12 protein-coding genes, 1 other RNA gene and 2 pseudogenes are annotated in these 18,005 nt (G+C 58.5%); 7 read left to right on the forward strand and 8 right to left on the reverse strand.

All coding sequences use genetic code 11. The annotated features are described in order from the left end of the window. Positions 1-48: 48 nt before the first annotated feature. Positions 49-537 (reverse strand): thermonuclease family protein, encoded by a 489-nt coding sequence (locus PSQ19_RS07190; protein ID WP_282220205.1) that lies wholly within the window; start codon positions 535-537, stop codon positions 49-51. Between the two features lie 165 nt (positions 538-702). On the opposite strand from PSQ19_RS07190, the gene ssrA reads away from it, so the two are divergent. The 3 genes from ssrA to PSQ19_RS07205 all read left to right on the forward strand — a co-directional run bounded on the left by ssrA (position 703) and on the right by PSQ19_RS07205 (position 2,015). Further along, positions 703-1,058, forward strand: a transfer-messenger RNA (tmRNA) gene (gene ssrA, locus PSQ19_RS07195). A gap of 195 nt (positions 1,059-1,253) precedes the next feature. After that, on the forward strand, positions 1,254-1,760 hold the full coding sequence (locus tag PSQ19_RS07200) for an SspB family protein (RefSeq protein WP_282220206.1): 507 nt from the start codon (positions 1,254-1,256) through the stop codon (positions 1,758-1,760). 12 nt (positions 1,761-1,772) lie between these two features. Beyond that, the gene (locus PSQ19_RS07205) at positions 1,773-2,015 is read left to right on the forward strand and encodes a ribbon-helix-helix domain-containing protein (protein WP_282220207.1); all 243 of its coding nucleotides are present in this window, start codon (positions 1,773-1,775) and stop codon (positions 2,013-2,015) included. Here PSQ19_RS07205 and PSQ19_RS07210 read toward each other — a convergent pair. Then, on the reverse strand, positions 2,012-3,715 hold the full coding sequence (locus tag PSQ19_RS07210) for an AsmA family protein (protein WP_282220208.1): 1,704 nt from the start codon (positions 3,713-3,715) through the stop codon (positions 2,012-2,014). The two genes, PSQ19_RS07205 and PSQ19_RS07210, sit on opposite strands and share 4 nt — an antisense overlap. After that, positions 3,624-5,636 carry an AsmA family protein gene (locus PSQ19_RS07215; RefSeq protein WP_282220209.1) on the reverse strand — a complete coding sequence of 671 codons (2,013 nt, stop codon included), beginning with the start codon at positions 5,634-5,636 and terminating at the stop codon, positions 3,624-3,626. The genes PSQ19_RS07210 and PSQ19_RS07215 overlap by 92 nt, the downstream gene beginning before the upstream one ends. Before the next feature lie 189 nt (positions 5,637-5,825). Here PSQ19_RS07215 and PSQ19_RS07220 point away from each other — a divergent pair. The 3 genes and pseudogenes from PSQ19_RS07220 to PSQ19_RS07230 all read left to right on the forward strand — a co-directional run bounded on the left by PSQ19_RS07220 (position 5,826) and on the right by PSQ19_RS07230 (position 10,236). After that, positions 5,826-8,166, forward strand: a pseudogene (locus PSQ19_RS07220) (UvrD-helicase domain-containing protein). Between the two features lie 127 nt (positions 8,167-8,293). Continuing rightward, positions 8,294-8,611 carry a heavy metal-binding domain-containing protein gene (locus tag PSQ19_RS07225; protein ID WP_282220210.1) on the forward strand — a complete coding sequence of 106 codons (318 nt, stop codon included), beginning with the start codon at positions 8,294-8,296 and terminating at the stop codon, positions 8,609-8,611. A 755-nt stretch (positions 8,612-9,366) separates the two neighbouring features. Next, entirely contained in the window at positions 9,367-10,236 is an 870-nt protein-coding gene (locus PSQ19_RS07230; RefSeq protein ID WP_282220211.1) for a 50S ribosomal protein L11 methyltransferase, read from the forward strand. Between the two features lie 322 nt (positions 10,237-10,558). Here the strand turns inward: PSQ19_RS07230 and PSQ19_RS07235 are convergent, their stop codons facing one another. Then, entirely contained in the window at positions 10,559-10,693 is a 135-nt protein-coding gene (locus tag PSQ19_RS07235) for a hypothetical protein (protein WP_282220212.1), read from the reverse strand. Between the two features lie 112 nt (positions 10,694-10,805). Here PSQ19_RS07235 and PSQ19_RS07240 point away from each other — a divergent pair, with 112 nt between their 5' ends. Beyond that, entirely contained in the window at positions 10,806-12,629 is a 1,824-nt protein-coding gene (locus PSQ19_RS07240; protein WP_282220213.1) for an aminopeptidase P family protein, read from the forward strand. Positions 12,630-12,668: 39 nt separating this feature from the next. On the opposite strand, the gene PSQ19_RS07245 is transcribed toward PSQ19_RS07240, so the two are convergent. From PSQ19_RS07245 to PSQ19_RS07260, 4 genes and pseudogenes are all read right to left on the reverse strand, one after another. Further along, entirely contained in the window at positions 12,669-13,115 is a 447-nt protein-coding gene (locus PSQ19_RS07245; protein ID WP_282220214.1) for a hypothetical protein, read from the reverse strand. 18 nt (positions 13,116-13,133) lie between these two features. Next, positions 13,134-15,272: an NAD-dependent DNA ligase LigA gene (ligA, locus tag PSQ19_RS07250; RefSeq protein WP_282220640.1), complete on the reverse strand. Its 2,139-nt coding sequence runs from the start codon at positions 15,270-15,272 to the stop codon at positions 13,134-13,136. Between the two features lie 35 nt (positions 15,273-15,307). Continuing rightward, positions 15,308-16,977 (reverse strand): annotated as a pseudogene (gene recN / locus PSQ19_RS07255) (DNA repair protein RecN). A gap of 139 nt (positions 16,978-17,116) precedes the next feature. After that, positions 17,117-17,986, reverse strand: coding sequence for an outer membrane protein assembly factor BamD (locus PSQ19_RS07260; RefSeq protein ID WP_282220215.1), 870 nt, complete (start codon positions 17,984-17,986; stop codon positions 17,117-17,119). Positions 17,987-18,005 lie beyond the last annotated feature (19 nt).

Consider the following 18,005-nt stretch of genomic DNA (forward strand, 5'->3'; position numbering starts at 1 on the left):
GGCCGGCGCGCGCGCTCCGATCACGATGCTAACAAATTTGCGCGCCGCCTAACCGCACCAACTCTCGCGCCGCCCTCGCCAGGGGTGGGCCAGGCCCTCGGACACCAAAATGTCGCCTAGCGATACCCCATCGCGCACCAACACCCGCAAATCGCGCCCATAGTGGTCGCTGTTTCGGCTACCCGCCGTGCGCACTTCAAAGGGGCCGGCGCTAAGTAGTTCGGTCAATCGCTGCGTAGCTTTCGCCCCCAGGGCCGCCTCACCGGCGCAGGAGGGGCTGAACACTTCGGGCGTATCCATATCGGCAATGCGGATCTTCTTGCCCTGCAACCATATGGTATCGCCATCAACCACACAGCTTACGCGATGCCGACTCGCACAGACAGAAAACCGCCGATTGACCACGATTTCGGGTGCCACACTCATATCCGGCGTAACACTAGCCGCGGCATCGTTGGTCAGCCAACTGCCCAGCCCGGTGTCAGAAAGGGTCCACGCCCCGCCAAACCCGATCAACAACGCCGCACCAATTGCCATCCAGGAGGTGCTGCGTCGCCGCCGCTGCCAGTGCGCTAATCCGATAATCCGTCCGGCACCCGATGAGCCTGGCCAATTTCACCCCCGCAAAGCCATCACCATGCCCGGCGCCGGTTAAAACAGCCTGAAATCAGCCCGGAGAATTTTTACCCCTTCTGCACACCATCATTTGCATCCCGCCCCTAACCGCCCTATATTGAAGGGGCTCGCAAGAGCTATGGCGATAAACTGCCATCGTAATAAACCTTTCGGACCCGGGGGCGGTACCCGGCGCCTCCACCATTTCCTCTTTATGCGAGAGGAGCCAATGGGGGCGAAATAGGATCGACGAGGGCGTAAAGGGTGTGTTTTTGCTCGGCATTGTACCACCGTTATCGGGCTATAACAGTAGTTGCAAATGACAACACTGCAGAGGTTCGTCTGGCTGCGTAAGCGGTTCGACACCTCGAACTTGAAGTCCTAGGGCCTGTTGCAGGGCGTTAGGCGGGGTCCGCAGGCACCTGGCAACAGAAGCCTGCATTTCCCTTCGCACCTTCATCCAATTTGCCTTGAATTTCAGTCGACTTCAGACTGAAGTGAACAAAGATGACTTGCAGTGCGCCCTACTTGCCGTTCAGATGGGCAAAGCACGATAAAATTGGGATTGGGGTCTTTCGTTCTGGGTCAATCGGGCCGAAAAGAGCCCAACAGAATCGAACGACGCCGGAAGGGCGACCATGGCAGAAGATCATCTCCGCTACGACATTTTGGCCCAGGAGGCACTGCGCGGCGTCGTCCGCAAAGTCCTTGGCGAAGTGGTCAAGACCGGTTTGCCCGGCGAACATCACTTTTTCATCTCCTTTGTCACCCACGCCCCCGGTGTGCGCATTTCCGAAAAACTGCTGACCCAGTATGAAAAGGAAATGACCATTGTCCTGCAGAACCAATATTGGGACCTAAAGGTTAGCGATGCCAGTTTTGAGGTCGGTCTGTCGTTTGACGGCATTCCCGAGCATCTGGTCATCCCCTTCTCTGCGGTAAAAGGGTTCTTTGATCCATCAGTGCAGTTCGGTCTGCAGTTCGACGTGTCCGGTGGCGAATCGGCGTCCGACGAGGATGTCGCTGAACCTGAAGGCGAGAACAACGCCGAGGCGGCGCCAAAGGCAGAAACTGCCGACGGCGAGGACGCTGAGGCCAGCGGCGAAAAAGTCGTCAGCCTCGACGCCTTCCGCAAAAAGCCTTGATGCTGGGGTGCGATGGAAAAGCGTTCGCTCACCATTGCCGGTCATCGCACCAGCATTGCCCTGGAGCCTGAATTCTGGGCCGTGCTTGAAGCAATGGCCGCCCAGGACGGGCTAGCCTTGCCCGGTATGGTCAAGACCATAGATGAGACGCGAACAGTGACCAATCTCGCCTCCGCGCTCCGGCTGGCCGCGCTGCGCTGGACCGCCACACAATCACCCCGTTCCGCGCCCGAAACCGACCCTGGCAGCGCCTAGTTCAGCGGCGCAAAAAATGGCTGGTTGACGCCATTGCGGGGCGTGAGCTGAGCAGGCGGCAAACCCAAATCCAGCGGTTCCTGCGGTGGCGCTGCCTGTTGGTCCTGTTGCTGCTGAAGCGCTTCTTGTTCTTGCCGCTGCTTCTCAGCCTCTGCTGCCGCCTTGGCGGCTGCTGCCTCCGCCTGTCGCTTGCGCTGCGCCGCAATCAGCGCATTGCGCGCTTCCGCCGCCGCTTTTTGCCGCGCCGCGTCCTCGGCCCGCAGGGCTTCGAGCCGGGCCAACTCATTTTCATTGGCACGCATCTGAACGGTCGCAATCAATCCATCAATATCCAGCGTGCGTTCCGGCGCCAGCAATGTGCCACCCAGTTGCGCCACGATCCTCGCCGTATTTTCATTGAGCAGATTGTTGATGTCGACGAAATTGCGTGGCGTCAGCGTAAAGCCGCCACTCAAATCAAGCGTTTCCAGCGCGACATTGGCTTCCCCTGCAACCAGCCCCGAATTGCCATCGATGCTGAGATTTGCCAGCCGCACCACTCCGCCCGCAATGGTAAATGCACCTTCGGCACTTGCAGCCTCGAAGGTGCCTCGGTTCAACGCCTCTGAGATCTGGTTCCCCAGCACGGTCCCGCTGATTTCGAGCAGATTGTCGAGACCGGCAACCGTGGGAAAGACCTGCGGATCAAAGTGACGGACCTTGAGTTCGCGTGTGGCAAAACTGCCCTCGCCCGTCATATTGCGCGCCAGATCGGCCACCGATGCGCCGGTGCCGGAAAACTGCACGCCACCATCCACTATGCCACTCAAACTCGCCGTCACCCCCGTCGGCAAGATGTCCGCCAATGGCACGTCTGTCAGACTAACCCGACCGCTCAGCGTCTTGTTGGTCAATTTGTCACTACAGCAAATGGCCACGTCGCCGCTGATCTGCCCGCCGCCCAGCCCCGCCGTCAGGCGTGATATGCGCAGTCTGCTATCATCCCATTGAAGATCGAACCGCGCGTCGGTCAGCGCCGTGCGTCCGGCAACGTTGAGCTTGGGCACAGAGATGGCAATCGCGCCACGACTATTTCGGCTTTGGTCGCCGATATCGAGCGGCCCGTCCGGCCAGATCGCGCCGTCGCCCTTGAGCATGGCAGCGGGGCCGCTCAGCGCCTTGGCCACAATACCGAAATCCACCTGGTCCAGCGCCAGATTACCACTGACCGCACCGATGCCGCCGGTTCGCGTTAGCGAAATATCTCCAGCAAACTTGTCACTGCCCGATTGCCCATCGATTTCGGTCAGCCGTAGCGTGCGGTCGCCTTCAAACTGCACCTTGGCCGTGGCATTGCCACCCGGCAGCGTCAAGCCGCCCGCCTCAATTATTCGCGCCAGCCCGCTCGCGTCGGACAAATAGCCATTAAGGGCCCCCGCACCGTCAATCATGCCATCAGGCTGAACGGAGATATCGCCTTCAAAGCCCAGATGATCCTCGCCCGCACTGGCATTGACCCGGACTGAAAACCCGTCATCCAATCGCCCATCCAGTCGCCCCGAAACAAATAGCGGTATGTCAGGAGAAAACAGTGCGGCGTCGCCAAATCCCAATTGTCGTGTCAGGGCGTCAGGATCGCTCGACTCCAATGTGCCATTGAGCGCGATCTGGTCCTTGCTCGCAGCCAGCAGACCACCCGCCAACTGACCGCGCAGACTCAACCTCGCACCATCGAGCCTGACCATTGAGTGCCAGCGTCTGCGACTGGTTGCCATCAGGCTGGTCCACCTCAAAATTCAGCGCCGCCGGCGCGGAAAGTGCCAATTTATTGCGTATGCCTGTACCCACTCCCAACCGATCATAGAGCGCCATCAATCCCGGCGCCGATCCTGATTGCGCCCCGATTTTGCCGGTGCCCCAAACTTGCGGCGCCGCCAGTGTACCGCGTGCAAAAACCGCAGCATCAAGACTGACGCCTCCCAAATCCTCGGCCACTATCCGGTTAAAGCTGATCCGGTCTTTCGACCACTGGCCCTCGGCCACCAGTTTGGTCCCGCTCAGACCGAAAATATTGGCGCTTGCGCTCGACAGTCCAAAACTGCCCTCGGGAAAGCTGATCGAAAAATTCGGACTGTTGGCCGCATCGGGCAGGAGTGCCGCCAGTGCAGCGCTGTCGCCTGGCGACAACACGCCGAATTTGCCGGTCACATCCAACCGCCGCTCACGCCCGAATCCAACCCGAATGCCAATTGAATGATTGACCTCGCCCAGCGTAAATATCGCGTCGCTCAACCCCAGCGCATCGCCTGCCAGCATCAGCCGACCGGACAAAGCCGCATGCATGCCAAACAGCGGATTGACCTCACCGCCCTTACGCCACATCTGCCCTACCGCGTCGAGCCGCTCGGTACTCAGCGACACCTGTCCTGAAAATCCGGGTTTTCCGTCAGCAGCGTTCAGGGTACCACTCGCCCGCACATCAGTGTCACCGGGCAGCTTGGCGATAAACTGGTCGATTGCCCAGGCCCGTCCATCGGTGTGGGCATCCAGCCGCACCGCTCGCAAGGCGAAACTGCGCAAGCCGATTTCAGCCAGATCCACGCCGATCCGCCCCGGCATGGGCGGGATTATCGGCGGCGGCAATTCACTTAGCGTGCGCACAAAATCATAGGGTTGGCTTGCCAGATCTTCTGAGGCGTCGCGCGGCGGCAAGGCAAACACGCCACCCGAAATCACCGCATCAAACGAACGCCGCGCGCCTAATTGGATACTCGCCGCCCCCGTCAGCCGCGTCCCGGCGCGATTTTCATCGGGTTGCAGCGTATAGCCGGTCAAAACCACACGGTCGGTCGAGATATTGACCTTGCTCTCCAGCACCAGATCACCGCGAATTTCATCGGCGACATCTGTTGATGGCGGCTTTTGCCGGTAGGTGATGGCGCCTTCAAATCGTGGCGCTATGCCCGGCTTCAGCAGCCCATCGGCGGCCAGCGAATAGCCGGCATCAGCCTGGACAAATGCCGATACCCGATTGTTGCCATCGCCATCAGCAACCGATGAATTGAACCGCGCACTATAGTGCTGATCCCGATAGTCCAAAGTGCCCTGAAACTGGAACGGCCCATGGATCGAGCCGAGCTTGAGTTCGCCATCGATCGCCTCCGCCGCGTAAATTTCGCCCGATCGTTCATCGCGCAGCCGCAGCGAACCATCAACGATGCGCGCCTGGGCTACGTCGACATTGTTGCCCCCCGTGCCACCATTGATATCAAACCCGCTACCAAACAGTCCGCTTTCATCGACCTTGAGATCGACAACCGGCCCGTCCAGCACCAGCTTGGTGACCCGGTAATTGTCGCGCAGAAAATCCATCAGCGAAAATTCGGCGTCAACCTGCGCAACTGTTGCTGCGGGCTCCTCGAGATCGCCCACAATCACATCGGCAAAATGCAGCCTCGGCTGTGGCAGCAGCGAGAATTCTATGTCACCACGGATCGACACCTCGGTGCCCAGCACCCCCGATGCCAGAATTTCCATGCGATCGCGATAGTCGCTCCACTGGATGAAGCGCGGCGCGATGAAGGCTGCCGCCAGCGCCATGATCGCGAGCAAGCCGATGACGATATAGATGCGATTCAGCAAGGAGTTATGTCCGCTCAATTAAGCCGTCGCCAGTGTAGGCAAGATCAGGCGGCGTGCAACCCCGCAACCACGACAATAGCGGCCAAAAACCGCCAAATGCCGCGCTGTTGATTGCCTGCCGCCATATACATCAAGCTTTCACCTGCCTATATTGAACAACCAGAACAAAAAGAGATTCGTCAATCCCGTATGGCCGCTGATCAAGACAATATGCAACGCCCGGCTGCTGGGCCCATCACCAGTCAGTTTGGCCGACGCGATGCCGACTATCTGGCCGGGCTCAACGAAGAGCAGCGTGACGCCGTCTTGTCGCTCGAGGGCCCGCTATTGGTGCTGGCCGGTGCTGGTACCGGCAAGACGCGGGTTCTAACGACCCGCATCGCCCATATACTGACCACCCGAAAGGCCCGTGGTTCGGAAATTCTGTCGGTCACCTTCACCAACAAGGCGGCTCGCGAAATGAAGGAGCGCATCGCCAAACTGGTCGGTGCCTCGGTCGAGGGCATGCCATGGCTGGGCACCTTCCATTCCATCGGCGCGCGCATCCTGCGCCGTCACGCCGAACTGGTCGACCTCAAATCCGATTTCACCATTTTGGATACGGACGATCAGATCCGCCTGATCAAGCAATTGCTACAGATCGAAAACATCGACGAAAAGCGTTGGCCCGCCCGGCAGTTTGCCGGGATGATGGACAATTGGAAAAACCGTGGCCTGCTGCCCAAGGATGTCTCGCCCGCCGATTCTGGATTCTATGCCAATGGCAAAGGCCAAAATCTTTATGCAGATTATCAGGCTCGCCTGAAAACCCTCAACGCCGCCGATTTTGGTGATCTACTTCTCGAATGCATTCGCCTGTTCCGCGAAAACCCCGAAGTTCTAGCCGAATATCATCACCGCTTTCGCTATATGCTGGTCGACGAATATCAGGACAGCAACGTCGCCCAATATTTATGGCTGCGCCTGCTCGCCCAGGGCAAACCCGCCGCTGAGGCCAACATCTGCGTGGTCGGCGACGATGATCAGTCGATCTATGGCTGGCGCGGTGCCGAAGTCGACAATATCCTGCGCTTTGAAAAAGACTTTCCCGGCGCCAAGGTCATCAAGCTCGAGCGCAATTACCGCTCCACCGCCAATATTCTCAAGGCCGCCTCCCACCTGATCACCTTTAACGAAGGCCGGTTGGGCAAAACGCTCCAGACAGATGTTGCCGAGGCAGGCGAACTGGTCGCCGTTACCTCCGTCTGGGATAGCGAAGAGGAGGCCCGCTCCATCGGCGAGGAACTCGAGCAGATCCAGCGCCAGGGCGAAAATCTCAACGACGCTGCCATTCTGGTGCGCGCCTCCTTCCAGATGCGTGAATTTGAAGAACGCTTCATCACCCTTGGCCTCAACTACCGCGTCATTGGCGGTCCACGCTTTTACGAGCGCAAGGAAATCCGCGATGCCTTGGCCTATCTGCGGCTGGTCGCCCAGCCCGCCGATGATCTGGCCTTTGAGCGCATCATCAACACCCCGAAGCGCGGGCTGGGTGATTCCACGGTCAAAATCCTGTTTGATGCCGCTCGTCACCAACGCCAGCCGCTTTTGGCCACCGTGCGCATGTTGCTCGAAACCGAAGAAGCTCAAACCCAAGCAACGCACCACCTTGCGCAATCTCGTCGCCCAGTTCGATGATTGGGCCGAGCGCCTGCGCACCATCCCTCATTTTGAACTCGCCGAACAGATTCTCGACGAGAGCGGCTACACCGCCATGTGGCAAAACGACAAATCCCCCGACAGCCCCGGACGTCTTGAGAACCTCAAGGAACTGGTGCGCTCGATGGAAGAGTTCGAGACCCTGGGTGGGTTCCTCGAACATATTGCCCTGGTCATGGACCGCGCCACCGGCGACGATGGCGAGGCCGTCTCCATTATGACGCTGCACTCGGCCAAAGGTCTGGAATTCAACACCGTCTTTCTGCCCGGCTGGGAGGAAGGTCTGTTTCCCCATCAACGCTCGCTTGATGAATCGGGGCGTGCCGGGCTCGAGGAAGAACGCCGCCTCGCCTATGTCGGCATCACCCGCGCCCGCAAACGCGCCCTGATCTCAGTGGCGCAAAACCGCCGCATCCACGGTCTTTGGCAATCCGCCATTCCCTCGCGTTTCTTGGATGAATTGCCTGCCGACGCCGTCGAGGTCAAGGACACCGGCTCCTCTTATGGCGGCTATGGCTATGGCGGCGGCGCCGCCTCGCGGTTCAACAAGGCCGACCCGTTCGACAGTGTTTACGAAACCCCCGGCTGGAAACGCGCCCAGGCCCAACAGGCCAGCCGCAAGGGCGGCGGTCCGATGACCATCGAAGGCGATCTGGTCGCCCGCTCGGTCGATCTGGGCGGTTCCTCCTCCGCCTACACTTTCGGCGACCGGGTCCTGCACCTCAAATTCGGCTACGGCACCGTCTCTGGCGTTGAAGGCAATAAACTCACCATCGACTTCGAAAAAGCCGGCCGCAAACGCGTCCTCGATAGTTTCATCAAAAGGGGTTGAGCCACTTCGTACCCGGCGTTTCGGGGGCACAATGACCGGCCGGGCCTTCGGCTGACGCTTATTAAGCTTGTCCATACAATATCTTGATAGCGTCGTCGGACCTTACCCCAACAGGTCCGGACCCAAAATGCTCATCACCACCACCCCCACCATCGAAAATCACCCCGTGCGCGAATATCTCGGCATTGTCACTGGCGAAGTCATTGTCGGCGCCAATATTTTCAAGGATTTGTTTGCCAATATTCGCGACATTGTCGGCGGCCGCGCCGGTGCTTACGAGCGCACATTGGGCCAAGCCCGCGAACAGGCTTTTGCCGAGCTTGAAGCCCAGGCCAGCCAACGCGGCGCCGATGCCGTCATCGGCATTGATATCGATTATGAAGTTGTCGGTCAGGGCGGCTCCATGCTGATGGTCTCCGCCTCCGGCACCGCTGTCAAAATCTAACCTGTCTCCCCACTCGCACTGTACCCCACACTCAAAGTGTCATCCCAACCGCACTGCCCCCCTCTCGGTGTCACCCCGGGCCTGACCCGGGGCCCATCGTGAGATCTCTCCGCCCACACGACCGGTCCGGCCGTCACGATGGATTCCGGCCTCCGCCGGAATGACCTTGTGAGGGTGGAAGGTCAGCGCGACGCCTTCCCATTCACATTTGCTCCCCTCTCACACCGCGATCGCCCCCCTCTCGGTGTCACCCCGGCGAAGGCCGGGGTCCATCATGAGATTTGTCCGCCCGCACGACCAGTACGACTGTTACGATGGATTCCGGCCTCCCCGGAATGACCCGGTTCGGGTGGAAGGTTAGCGCCACGCCGACGCACCACCCGATAAACTTATCCCCACGCCCAAAACCTCTGGCACAATGGCCTCACTCCCCACGCGATTGCGGGGTCGCGACGAACGGTCCGTGGGAGAGCAGATGGGTGGGAGGCGGTCGCGCGCTCCTGGGTCCGTGTGACACGTAGTTCCGGCCAGGCCGGAACGCAGGCTCCATAGTCCTGAAAGCCCATCGCATGCGGCGAGACCAGTCTCGCACAAAATAAATCACATGAGGCCGGTTCTCGCCGCATGTCGCAATCTTTTATCAACCGCAGGTTTTTCACCGGGCGGGGTTTCCGTACGCCATTTCCAATGTCTTTATTGACAGTCTCTGTCGCCATGCCCAAACAGAACTCATTAGAAAATCGGAACCGCGTACCATGGCTGTTGACCAACTTTCCGCTCCCCTCACCAAGGATCAGGCCTATGCGCTGGTCGATGCTGTCATGGAACGTGATGATCTGGCCCTGACCGCCTCGGCTCATGAAAATGAAGAAACCGGCGAGTGGTTCTTTGAAGCCACCTGCGACAGCCCGCCGGACATGGAATCATTTTCTGAATTGGCCCGGCTAACCCTTGGTGGAACCGTCGATTTTTCCGTCGAACCGATTGATCCCGAGATCAACTGGGTCGCCCGCTCGCTTGAAGGGCTCGCCCCGGTCATCGCTGGCGGCTTTTACGTCTATGGCAGTCACGAAACCGCCCCCGTTCCCGCCGGCTACACGGCCATGCGTATTGATGCGGCCATGGCCTTTGGCACCGGCCACCATGAAACCACCACTGGTTGTCTTGAAGCCATCGAACGCACCCTCAAGCGCCGCAAACCGCGCAACATGCTTGATGTTGGCACCGGCACCGGTGTTCTGGCCATCGCATTGGCCAAAAAATTGAAAACCCCTGTGCTCGCCACCGACATCGATCCTGTTTCGGTAATAACAACTGCTGAAAACGCCGAATATAATGGCGTCGGACGGCTCATCATTCCGCTCGAAGCCACTGGCCTTGATCACCAGACCATTACTCAGAACCGCCCCTACGATATGATCGTTGCCAATATTCTGGCCGGGCCCCTCGTTCAACTCGCCCCCGCCATGGGTCAGGTTGCCGATCACGGTGCCACGATCATCCTGTCGGGCATCCTTCAGCACCAGGCCGCCCGGGTCATTTCCGCTTATGCGCGCCAGGGCGTGGTGCTACGCCACAAGATCATCAAAAAGGAGTGGGCGACCCTGATATTGGAAAAAATGTAGAGGTGAAAAAGCAAAATCCCCGAAGCGGACTCCGGGGATCACATCGATTGTCAGCAATGTCCAGCAATCGCCTTATGGGCGCTTGGTGAATGCGCCAATCAGTTGATGCTGCATGCGATAGCTGACCTGACGACTTGTTGAACGGCCGCTGGCGTCAATAACTGACCCGAGGGCTTTGCGAAAATCGTTCCTGTTCGTTGTCATTTCCATCTCCATGCACTTGATGTCGATTTATATCCATCGACACACCCTATGTAGTGCACCTGCATTAGTTCGGTAGGCTCATTTTAGCAGGACAGCCATGTCACTTTCGCAGGGCAGCTTAATATTTGGTAGAGTCGGTCCGCCTGGACAGGCGGTGATCGGCTTCGAAACGCTCAACATAGCGCTTGGCCTGACGCGTCCGGCTTTCAATAAGGGCGTCAACAGCGCGACGCACAAAATTCTTGTTGCTCATGATCTTCGCTCCTTGTGACTATGTCGCTAAGATAGTCTTTCCTGCCCCCGGCGGTAGTTCAGATTGAACAAGCCAGCCATGCCGCCAATGCACCTTCACTTTGAGGAATTTCATGACCGCCCAATCGTTCCCACCCGCCGTATTCCAGTCATTTTCCGAAACCGCCGACCCTAAAAATGTAGCGCCGCGGCTGGCAGCACTGCGCGCGGAAATGGTCAAAGCTGGGCTTGATGGCTTTCTGATCCCCCGCGCCGATGCCCATCGCGGTGAATCCGTACCACCGGGCGATGCTCGCCTCGCCTATGTTACCGGCTTCACCGGGTCAGCCGGTATCGCCGTGGTCGGCACGGACCGCGCCGCCCTGTTTGTCGACAGTCGCTATACGCTCCAGGGCCCCGCCCAAACCGACACAACGCTTGTCGACGTTATTGAAACCGGCCAGGGCGGGCTTTCCGCCCAGATCGGCGACTATGTGAGCGTCGGCGGTCGGCTCGGTTATGACCCATGGCTGCACACGCCCGGCGAAATCAAGGACCTGGACGCAAAACTGGGCGATAAAATTACTTTGGTGGCGTCCACAAATCTCGTAGATGCCATCTGGCCGGATCGCCCCGAAGCGCCTGTCTCCAGCGTGGAGTTCTTAGGCCATAACCGCGCCGGAAAAATTGCCAATGACAAGATCGGTGACCTGCAGGCAACACTTGCCGACGACCACGCCGATGCGGTGGTGCTCACCCTGCCCGAGTCCATTTGCTGGCTTCTCAATATGCGAGGCCGCGACGTGCCAAACACCCCGTTTGTCCTCGGCTTCGCCATTGTACCCGCTACCGGTCAGCCAACGCTTTATTTGGACCCGGCGAAAATAACCCCTGAGATCAAAGCCGCATTGCAAGGCACCGCCCAACTTGTCGAAAGCACTGGCCTTGCTGCCGATTTGAAGCAACTGGGGTCCGACGCCAAAACTGTCATGATCGACCCCGCAACCGCGCCGCAGGCGATCGTCACCGCCCTGAGCGACGCTGGAGCCAAGATTTTGGAACGCCGCGACCCTGTGCTGCTGCCAAAATCGCGCAAGAACCAGGTCGAAGTCGCTGGCATGATCGAAGCGCACAAGCGTGATGCGGTCGCGTTAGCCAAATTCCTGCATTGGTTTGATCAGACCGCCCCTGCAGGACAGACCACCGAAATCGACATTGTCACCGCTCTTGAGGCTTTTCGACGCGAAGACGACACCTGCGTCGATGCCAGTTTCGACACCATCTCCGGCGCCGGTCCGAATGGCGCCGTCATTCACTACCGTGTCACCACCAAATCCAACCGCACGTTGCAACCGGGCGAAATCATGCTGCTCGACAGCGGCGCCCAATATCTGTCCGGCACTACCGATATCACCCGTACCATGTCGACTGGCTCATCAACCGCCGAACAGCGCGACCGCTTTACCCGCGTCCTCAAAGGGATGATGTCCATATCCCGGGCGCGTTTCCCCCAAAACACATCCGGTGCCCAGCTTGATGTGCTGGCGCGCCAACATCTTTGGCAGGCCGGCCAAACCTATAGCCACGGCACTGGCCACGGCGTCGGCGCATTTCTGGCCGTGCACGAAGGACCAATCGGCATTTCGCCGCGCTATCCGCTGCCACTTGAAGCAGGGATGATATTGTCCAATGAGCCCGGTTTTTACAAAGCCGGCGAGTACGGCATCCGGATTGAAAATCTGCTGATCGTGCAGCCGAGCACCGTTGGCGACAACTACCTCGAGTTTGAAACCTTGACGCTTGTGCCCATCGACACACGCCTGATCGAGCCGACCCTGCTCGATCCCGCCGAACGCGAGTGGCTGAACGCCTACCACCAACGTGTCTGGAGCGAAATCGGGCCTCGCTTGACCGGCGAGGTCAAAGACTGGTTGAAATCGGCTACTTCCCCAGTCTAGGACGGTAGAGGAAAGCCGACGGACCAAGCGTCGGCTTTTCTAGTTCAACAGCGGATCGGCAGCCAGAATCTCGCTCAAACGCATGCCATCCGCATAAACAATGTCATCAACTTTCCAACCATCGCTCTGCGAAATCAGCAACAAATGGATTGTCTCTACGGTCGGCTTGCTGATCGACATTTCAACGCTTGCGGTGTCGCCGCTAACGATGGGCGCGGCAACGGTAAAATCTAATCCCCCGCTACCGGGGCCGTGCAACAATGGGTTGAAATCAGGACCTATTCCCTCGCCATCATCGCGTGCCAATTCGGCAATGATCAATCCATTCAAACTGTCGGTAAAATAGGAGCGCGTTGCCAACCCATCCTGTGGACTGATTTTTTCATAGGCAAACTGAACCAAAGCATCGGGGCTGCCAAATCCTTGACCCAGCGAAATAGCAGGACACAACATCAAGCTGGCCACTATCCCGATCACAAATCGCATCTTGCCCTCCTCGTTGACCTACTTGCCGATCAGCGTAAACCACTCCTCTTCACTGACCACCCGGACCCCGGCTTCCTCTGCCTTTTTGAGTTTGGAACCAGCGCCCGGCCCCGCCACCAGAATGTCGGTCGCCGCCGACACCGAACCGGCAACCTTTGCGCCGTGGCGTTCGGCCATAGCCTTGGCCTCGGATCGTGTCATTTTTTCGAGCGATCCGGTAAATACCACCGTCTTGCCGACAACTTCGCTATCGGTCGAGATCGTCACCACATATGGCTTCGGATGAACCTCAGCGAGCAATTCCTCGAGTGCCTGGCCGTTGCGCTCATTGGCAAAAAACGCGAGGACCGATTGGCGCACAACTTCGCCGACGCCATTAATGGACGGAAATTGCTCGTGCGTATCGCCATCCACATTCGCGGCGGCAACCGCAGCGTCCCGGAACGCTTCCATGGTACCAAAGGTTCGCGCCATCAAGGCCGCCGTCGTCTCGCCCACGTGGCGGATACCGAGGGCGAAAATAAACCGGTCAAGTTCGGGTTCGCGCCGGTCATCGATTGCATCAAACAGCTTGCTGACCGACACCGGACCAAACCCCTCGACGTCCTTGAGTTTCTTGAGGGCGCGATCATCCCGTGCCCGAAGCGTAAAGATGTCGGCCGGCCGGGCAATGCGTCCTTCCGCGTAAAACTGGGCAATCTGCCGATCGCCAAGACCATCAATATCCAAGGCATTGCGCGACACGAAATGCTTGAGATTTTCAACAGCCTGCGCCGGACAGATCAATTCGCCAGTGCAGCGCCTGACGGCATCGCGCTTGCCGGTCTTTTCATTAACCTCACGAACGGCCTCCGACCCGCATTCAGGGCAAATATGGGGAAAGTCAAAGGGGACCGCATTTGCCGGGCGTTTGTCGAGAACAACATCGACGATCTGCGGAATGACATCTCCTGCCCGCTGCACGATAACCGTGTCGCCGACGCGCAAATCCACGCCGTTGCGGATAGTCTCACCGCTATTGCCCAGCCCCTTGATATAATCCTCATTATGCAGCGTGGCATTTTCCACTACCACCCCACCCACCGTCACCGGCGCCAAGCGCGCCACCGGGGTCAGTGCCCCCGTCCGACCGACCTGAATGTCGATGCCTGTCAGAATAGTTGTTGCCTGCTCCGCTGCAAACTTGTGGGCAAGCGCCCATCGCGGCGCTCGCGCGACAAAGCCCCAGCGCTCCTGCAAATCCAGTCGGTTAAGCTTGTAGACGACCCCATCGATATCGTAACCGAGAGTCGCACGCTGGGCCTCAATCAACCGGTAGTGCTCCAGCAAGACCGATATTTCCGACGTGCGGATCATCAGCGGATTGACCTTGAACCCCCAATCCCTAAATTTTTGGACTGCCTCATACTGGGTTGCGGCGGGTGATCTCGAGGTCTCGCCCCATGCGTAGGCGAAAAACTTGAGGTTGCGGCTGGCCGTTATCGAAACGTCGAGTTGCCGCAGCGATCCGGCCGCTGTGTTGCGCGGATTAACGTAGACCTGCCCACCGCTTGCCGCCGATTTCTCATTGAGCGCCTTGAACTCGGCGTGTGTCATATAAACCTCGCCGCGAATCTCGATCACATCCGGCCAGTCCGAACCGGCCAACCGTTGAGGAATATCAGCAATGGTCTTGAGATTGGCGGTAATGTCCTCGCCAACCGTGCCGTCGCCGCGCGTCGCGCCACGCACGAAAACGCCCTTCTCATACCGCAACGATGCCGAAAGCCCGTCAATTTTGGGTTCAGCGGTAAAGACCAGTTCCAGATCCTTGTCACGCTCGAAATATTTCTGACCGCGTGCCACAAAGTCTTCAACGTCCGCATCGTCGAACGCATTGGCCAGACTGAGCATTGGAATGCCGTGTCGAACCTTGTCAAACCCGTCTGACGGCGCCGCCCCGACCGCTGTCGATGGACTATCCATTCGCACCAACGCCGGGAAGCGCTCTTCTATCGCCACATTACGGCGGCGAAGCGCATCATATTCGGCGTCGGTGATCTCAGGCGCATCATTTTGATGATAGGCTAGGTCTGCCTCGGCGATAGCGGTCGCAAGCCGCTCCAACTCGGCGCGAGCCTCATCTTCGCTAAGCTCTTCGATTGCTGTTCCAGACAAATCGTTCAACGCAAATCTCACTTAATTGGGCTGGATCAACCAACTTCACTCATCAATTTTGACGCCGCTGCGCGAGCTTCCTCTGTAACCGATGCCCCAGCCAGCATACGCGCCACTTCCTCGCGCCGCGCCGCGTCGTCCAGCCGCTTTACATGCGTGCGAACGAATGCCCCCTCCGCCACCGCCTGCTTTTCGATAAGAAGGTGGCGCTGGGCACGAGCGGCTACCTGGGGCGCGTGCGTCACCGCCAAAACCTGCACCTTGTCCGCCAAACGCGACAATCTGCGACCGATTGCATCGGCAACGGCCCCGCCAACGCCGGTGTCGATCTCGTCAAAAATCAGGACCGGCGCCGAACCTTGATCGGCCAACACAACCTTTAGCGCTAATAGGAAGCGCGACAGTTCTCCCCCGAGGCGACCTTCAGCAATGGCCCGGCGGTGGTGCCGGGATTGGTTTGTACGTGGAAGGAAATTTTGTCAAAACCGGTGGCCGATACCTGATCAAGATCGATTTGATGGTCCACGATAAATCGCGCCGCACCCAGCTTTAGATCCGGCAATTCGGACTCCACCGCCGTGCCAAGTCGGATCGCGGCCTTGGCACGCGCGGTACTCAGCAATTGTGCGGCGCTCTTGTAGATCTCGGTCGCTCGTGCGGCGGCGGACTCCAAGGCCACCAGATGCGCCTCGCCATTTTGCAACGTTTCCAGTTCGGCCTCATATCGCGCCAGAACCACACTGAGTTCATCACAACTGGTTTGATGCTTTCGCGCTGCAGCCCGCAGGGCAAACAACCGCTCCTCCACCTGCTCCAGTTCCATCGGATCAAATGCCATTTCGCGCTTGAGCGCTTCTAGCGCCTCCGAGGTGGTATCGAGCGCCACCAGCGTTGCATCCAGTCCCTCGACGATTGGCTGGAACAATGTTGCGCCACCGTCGATCTTGCGTGCCAGCCGTCGCATCAGGCTGAGCAGTGCCGGCCCCGGTGCCGATGGTCCATTGAGCAACTCGTCGGTTTCGCCAACATCGGCGGCCGATTTTTCAATTTGCATCAACGCCTGGCGCCGCGCCGACAGTTCGTCCTCTTCACTTGCAATTGGCGCCAGGGCCGACAATTCCTCGACGGTGTGACGGGCATAGTCTTCCTTGGCCAGCGCCTCAGCCACAAGCCTTTTCTGGGCTGCCACGGCATCCATGGTCTCAACCAGCGTCTCCCATGCCGCCTGTACGGTCCGCGCTTGGCTTTCCAGCCCTCCAAACACGTCCAGTGCCGCGCGATGGGTCGCCGCATCCACAAGCGCCCGGTCGTCATGCTGGCCGTGAATTTCGACCACTTGTGCACCAACCCGTTGCAGCATGGTTGCCGAAACCGGCTGGTCATTGATGAAGGCGCGGGTTCGACCGTCTGCATATTGAACCCGGCGGAGAATAATGTCCTCGTCATCGGGAATGGCATTGTCGCGCAACACGGCTCGCGCCGGATGGCCTTCGGCGAGTTGCAATACCGCGACCACCTGGCCGCTCTCATTGCCATTGCGCACCAATGAGGCATCGCCACGCCCACCCAGAGCCAACGTCAGGGCATCGAGCAATATTGACTTACCGGCGCCGGTTTCACCCGTCAGCACGGTCATACCGCCATCGAGCACCAGATCCAGTTGGTCAATCAATACAATATTTCTAACCGAAAGCGCGTTTAGCATTCCGGACAGTCCCTAAGCCAGTACAGCATCAGTCGAAGATTGGCGCCAACCCAACAATGTGTAACCAACCTTCCCCAAACAAACGGGGTGCGCCAACAAGCTAGCGCACCCCGGAACAAACAAGCAACAAAATTCTATGTCAGTTCCGCTGTGCCGCCAACCAGCTGCCCTCGGCTACCTGCGGCGTTAATCCTTGCTTGGCCAGCAAATCGAAGGATTCCTTGTACCAGTTGCTTGAAGGATAGTTGTGTCCAAGCACCGCCGCCGCCGATCGCGCCTCATTAACCAGACCTAGCGAAAGATTGGCTTCGGTCAGACGGAATAAAGCTTCCTCGATATGCGTTGATGTCTGATAGTTTTCGACCACGGTCCGGAAACGATTGATTGCGGCTGCGTACTGCCCCTGTCCCAGATAATAGCGCCCAACAGACATTTCCTTACCCGCCAGCTGGTCATAGGCAATAACCAGTTTTTCCTTGGCGTCCTTGGCATAATCGGACTTAGGATAGTTGCTGATCAACAGATTGTAGGTGTCGATGCTATCGCGCGACAATTGCTGATCCCGGGTGATGTCCTTGATCTGGCCAAAGTAGGACGTGCCCTTGAGATAGAGCACATAGGGTACGTCCTTGCCAGACGGATATATCGCCAGGTAACGGTCAGCTGCCAGGATCGCATCGTCGAATTTGCCAATTCGATAATTGGCATAAACCTGCATTAGCTTCGACTTCTCGGTCGTCGGCGACCTCGGATGCTGTCGATCCAGCTTCTCGAGCAGCTTGATGGCCGTGAGGTAACGCTGCGAATCCATATCGTTCAGCGCCTGCTGATATAGCGCTTCAGCCGGGATAATTACCTCGTCCTTGACCTTGGGCGGTCCAAACAGGTTGAAACCTGAGCAACCCGCGAGCGCCAGCGCGACCATGCCCATCGCCAAAAACCGGGAGAGTCGGCCGGTCAATCTACCAAATCCATCAAGTGTCACGAACTGCCCGTCCTCTTCGGTCACGCATACGCCATGCGGACTA

Source organism: Devosia algicola, assembly GCF_028816455.1.
In the GTDB taxonomy this organism is placed as follows: domain Bacteria; phylum Pseudomonadota; class Alphaproteobacteria; order Rhizobiales; family Devosiaceae; genus Devosia; species Devosia algicola.

Excerpts from the sequence above, each read along its gene's own strand:
- PSQ19_RS07240 (WP_282220213.1), top strand. The coding sequence starts at position 10,806 with ATGACCGCCCAATCGTTCCCACCCGCCGTATTCCAGTCATTTTCCGAA.
- PSQ19_RS07205 (WP_282220207.1), top strand. The coding sequence starts at position 1,773 with ATGGAAAAGCGTTCGCTCACCATTGCCGGTCATCGCACCAGCATTGCC.
- PSQ19_RS07190 (WP_282220205.1), bottom strand. The coding sequence starts at position 537 with ATGGCAATTGGTGCGGCGTTGTTGATCGGGTTTGGCGGGGCGTGGACC.
- PSQ19_RS07225 (WP_282220210.1), top strand. The coding sequence starts at position 8,294 with ATGCTCATCACCACCACCCCCACCATCGAAAATCACCCCGTGCGCGAA.
- PSQ19_RS07235 (WP_282220212.1), bottom strand. The coding sequence starts at position 10,693 with ATGAGCAACAAGAATTTTGTGCGTCGCGCTGTTGACGCCCTTATTGAA.
- PSQ19_RS07230 (WP_282220211.1), top strand. The coding sequence starts at position 9,367 with ATGGCTGTTGACCAACTTTCCGCTCCCCTCACCAAGGATCAGGCCTAT.
- PSQ19_RS07200 (WP_282220206.1), top strand. The coding sequence starts at position 1,254 with ATGGCAGAAGATCATCTCCGCTACGACATTTTGGCCCAGGAGGCACTG.
- PSQ19_RS07245 (WP_282220214.1), bottom strand. The coding sequence starts at position 13,115 with ATGCGATTTGTGATCGGGATAGTGGCCAGCTTGATGTTGTGTCCTGCT.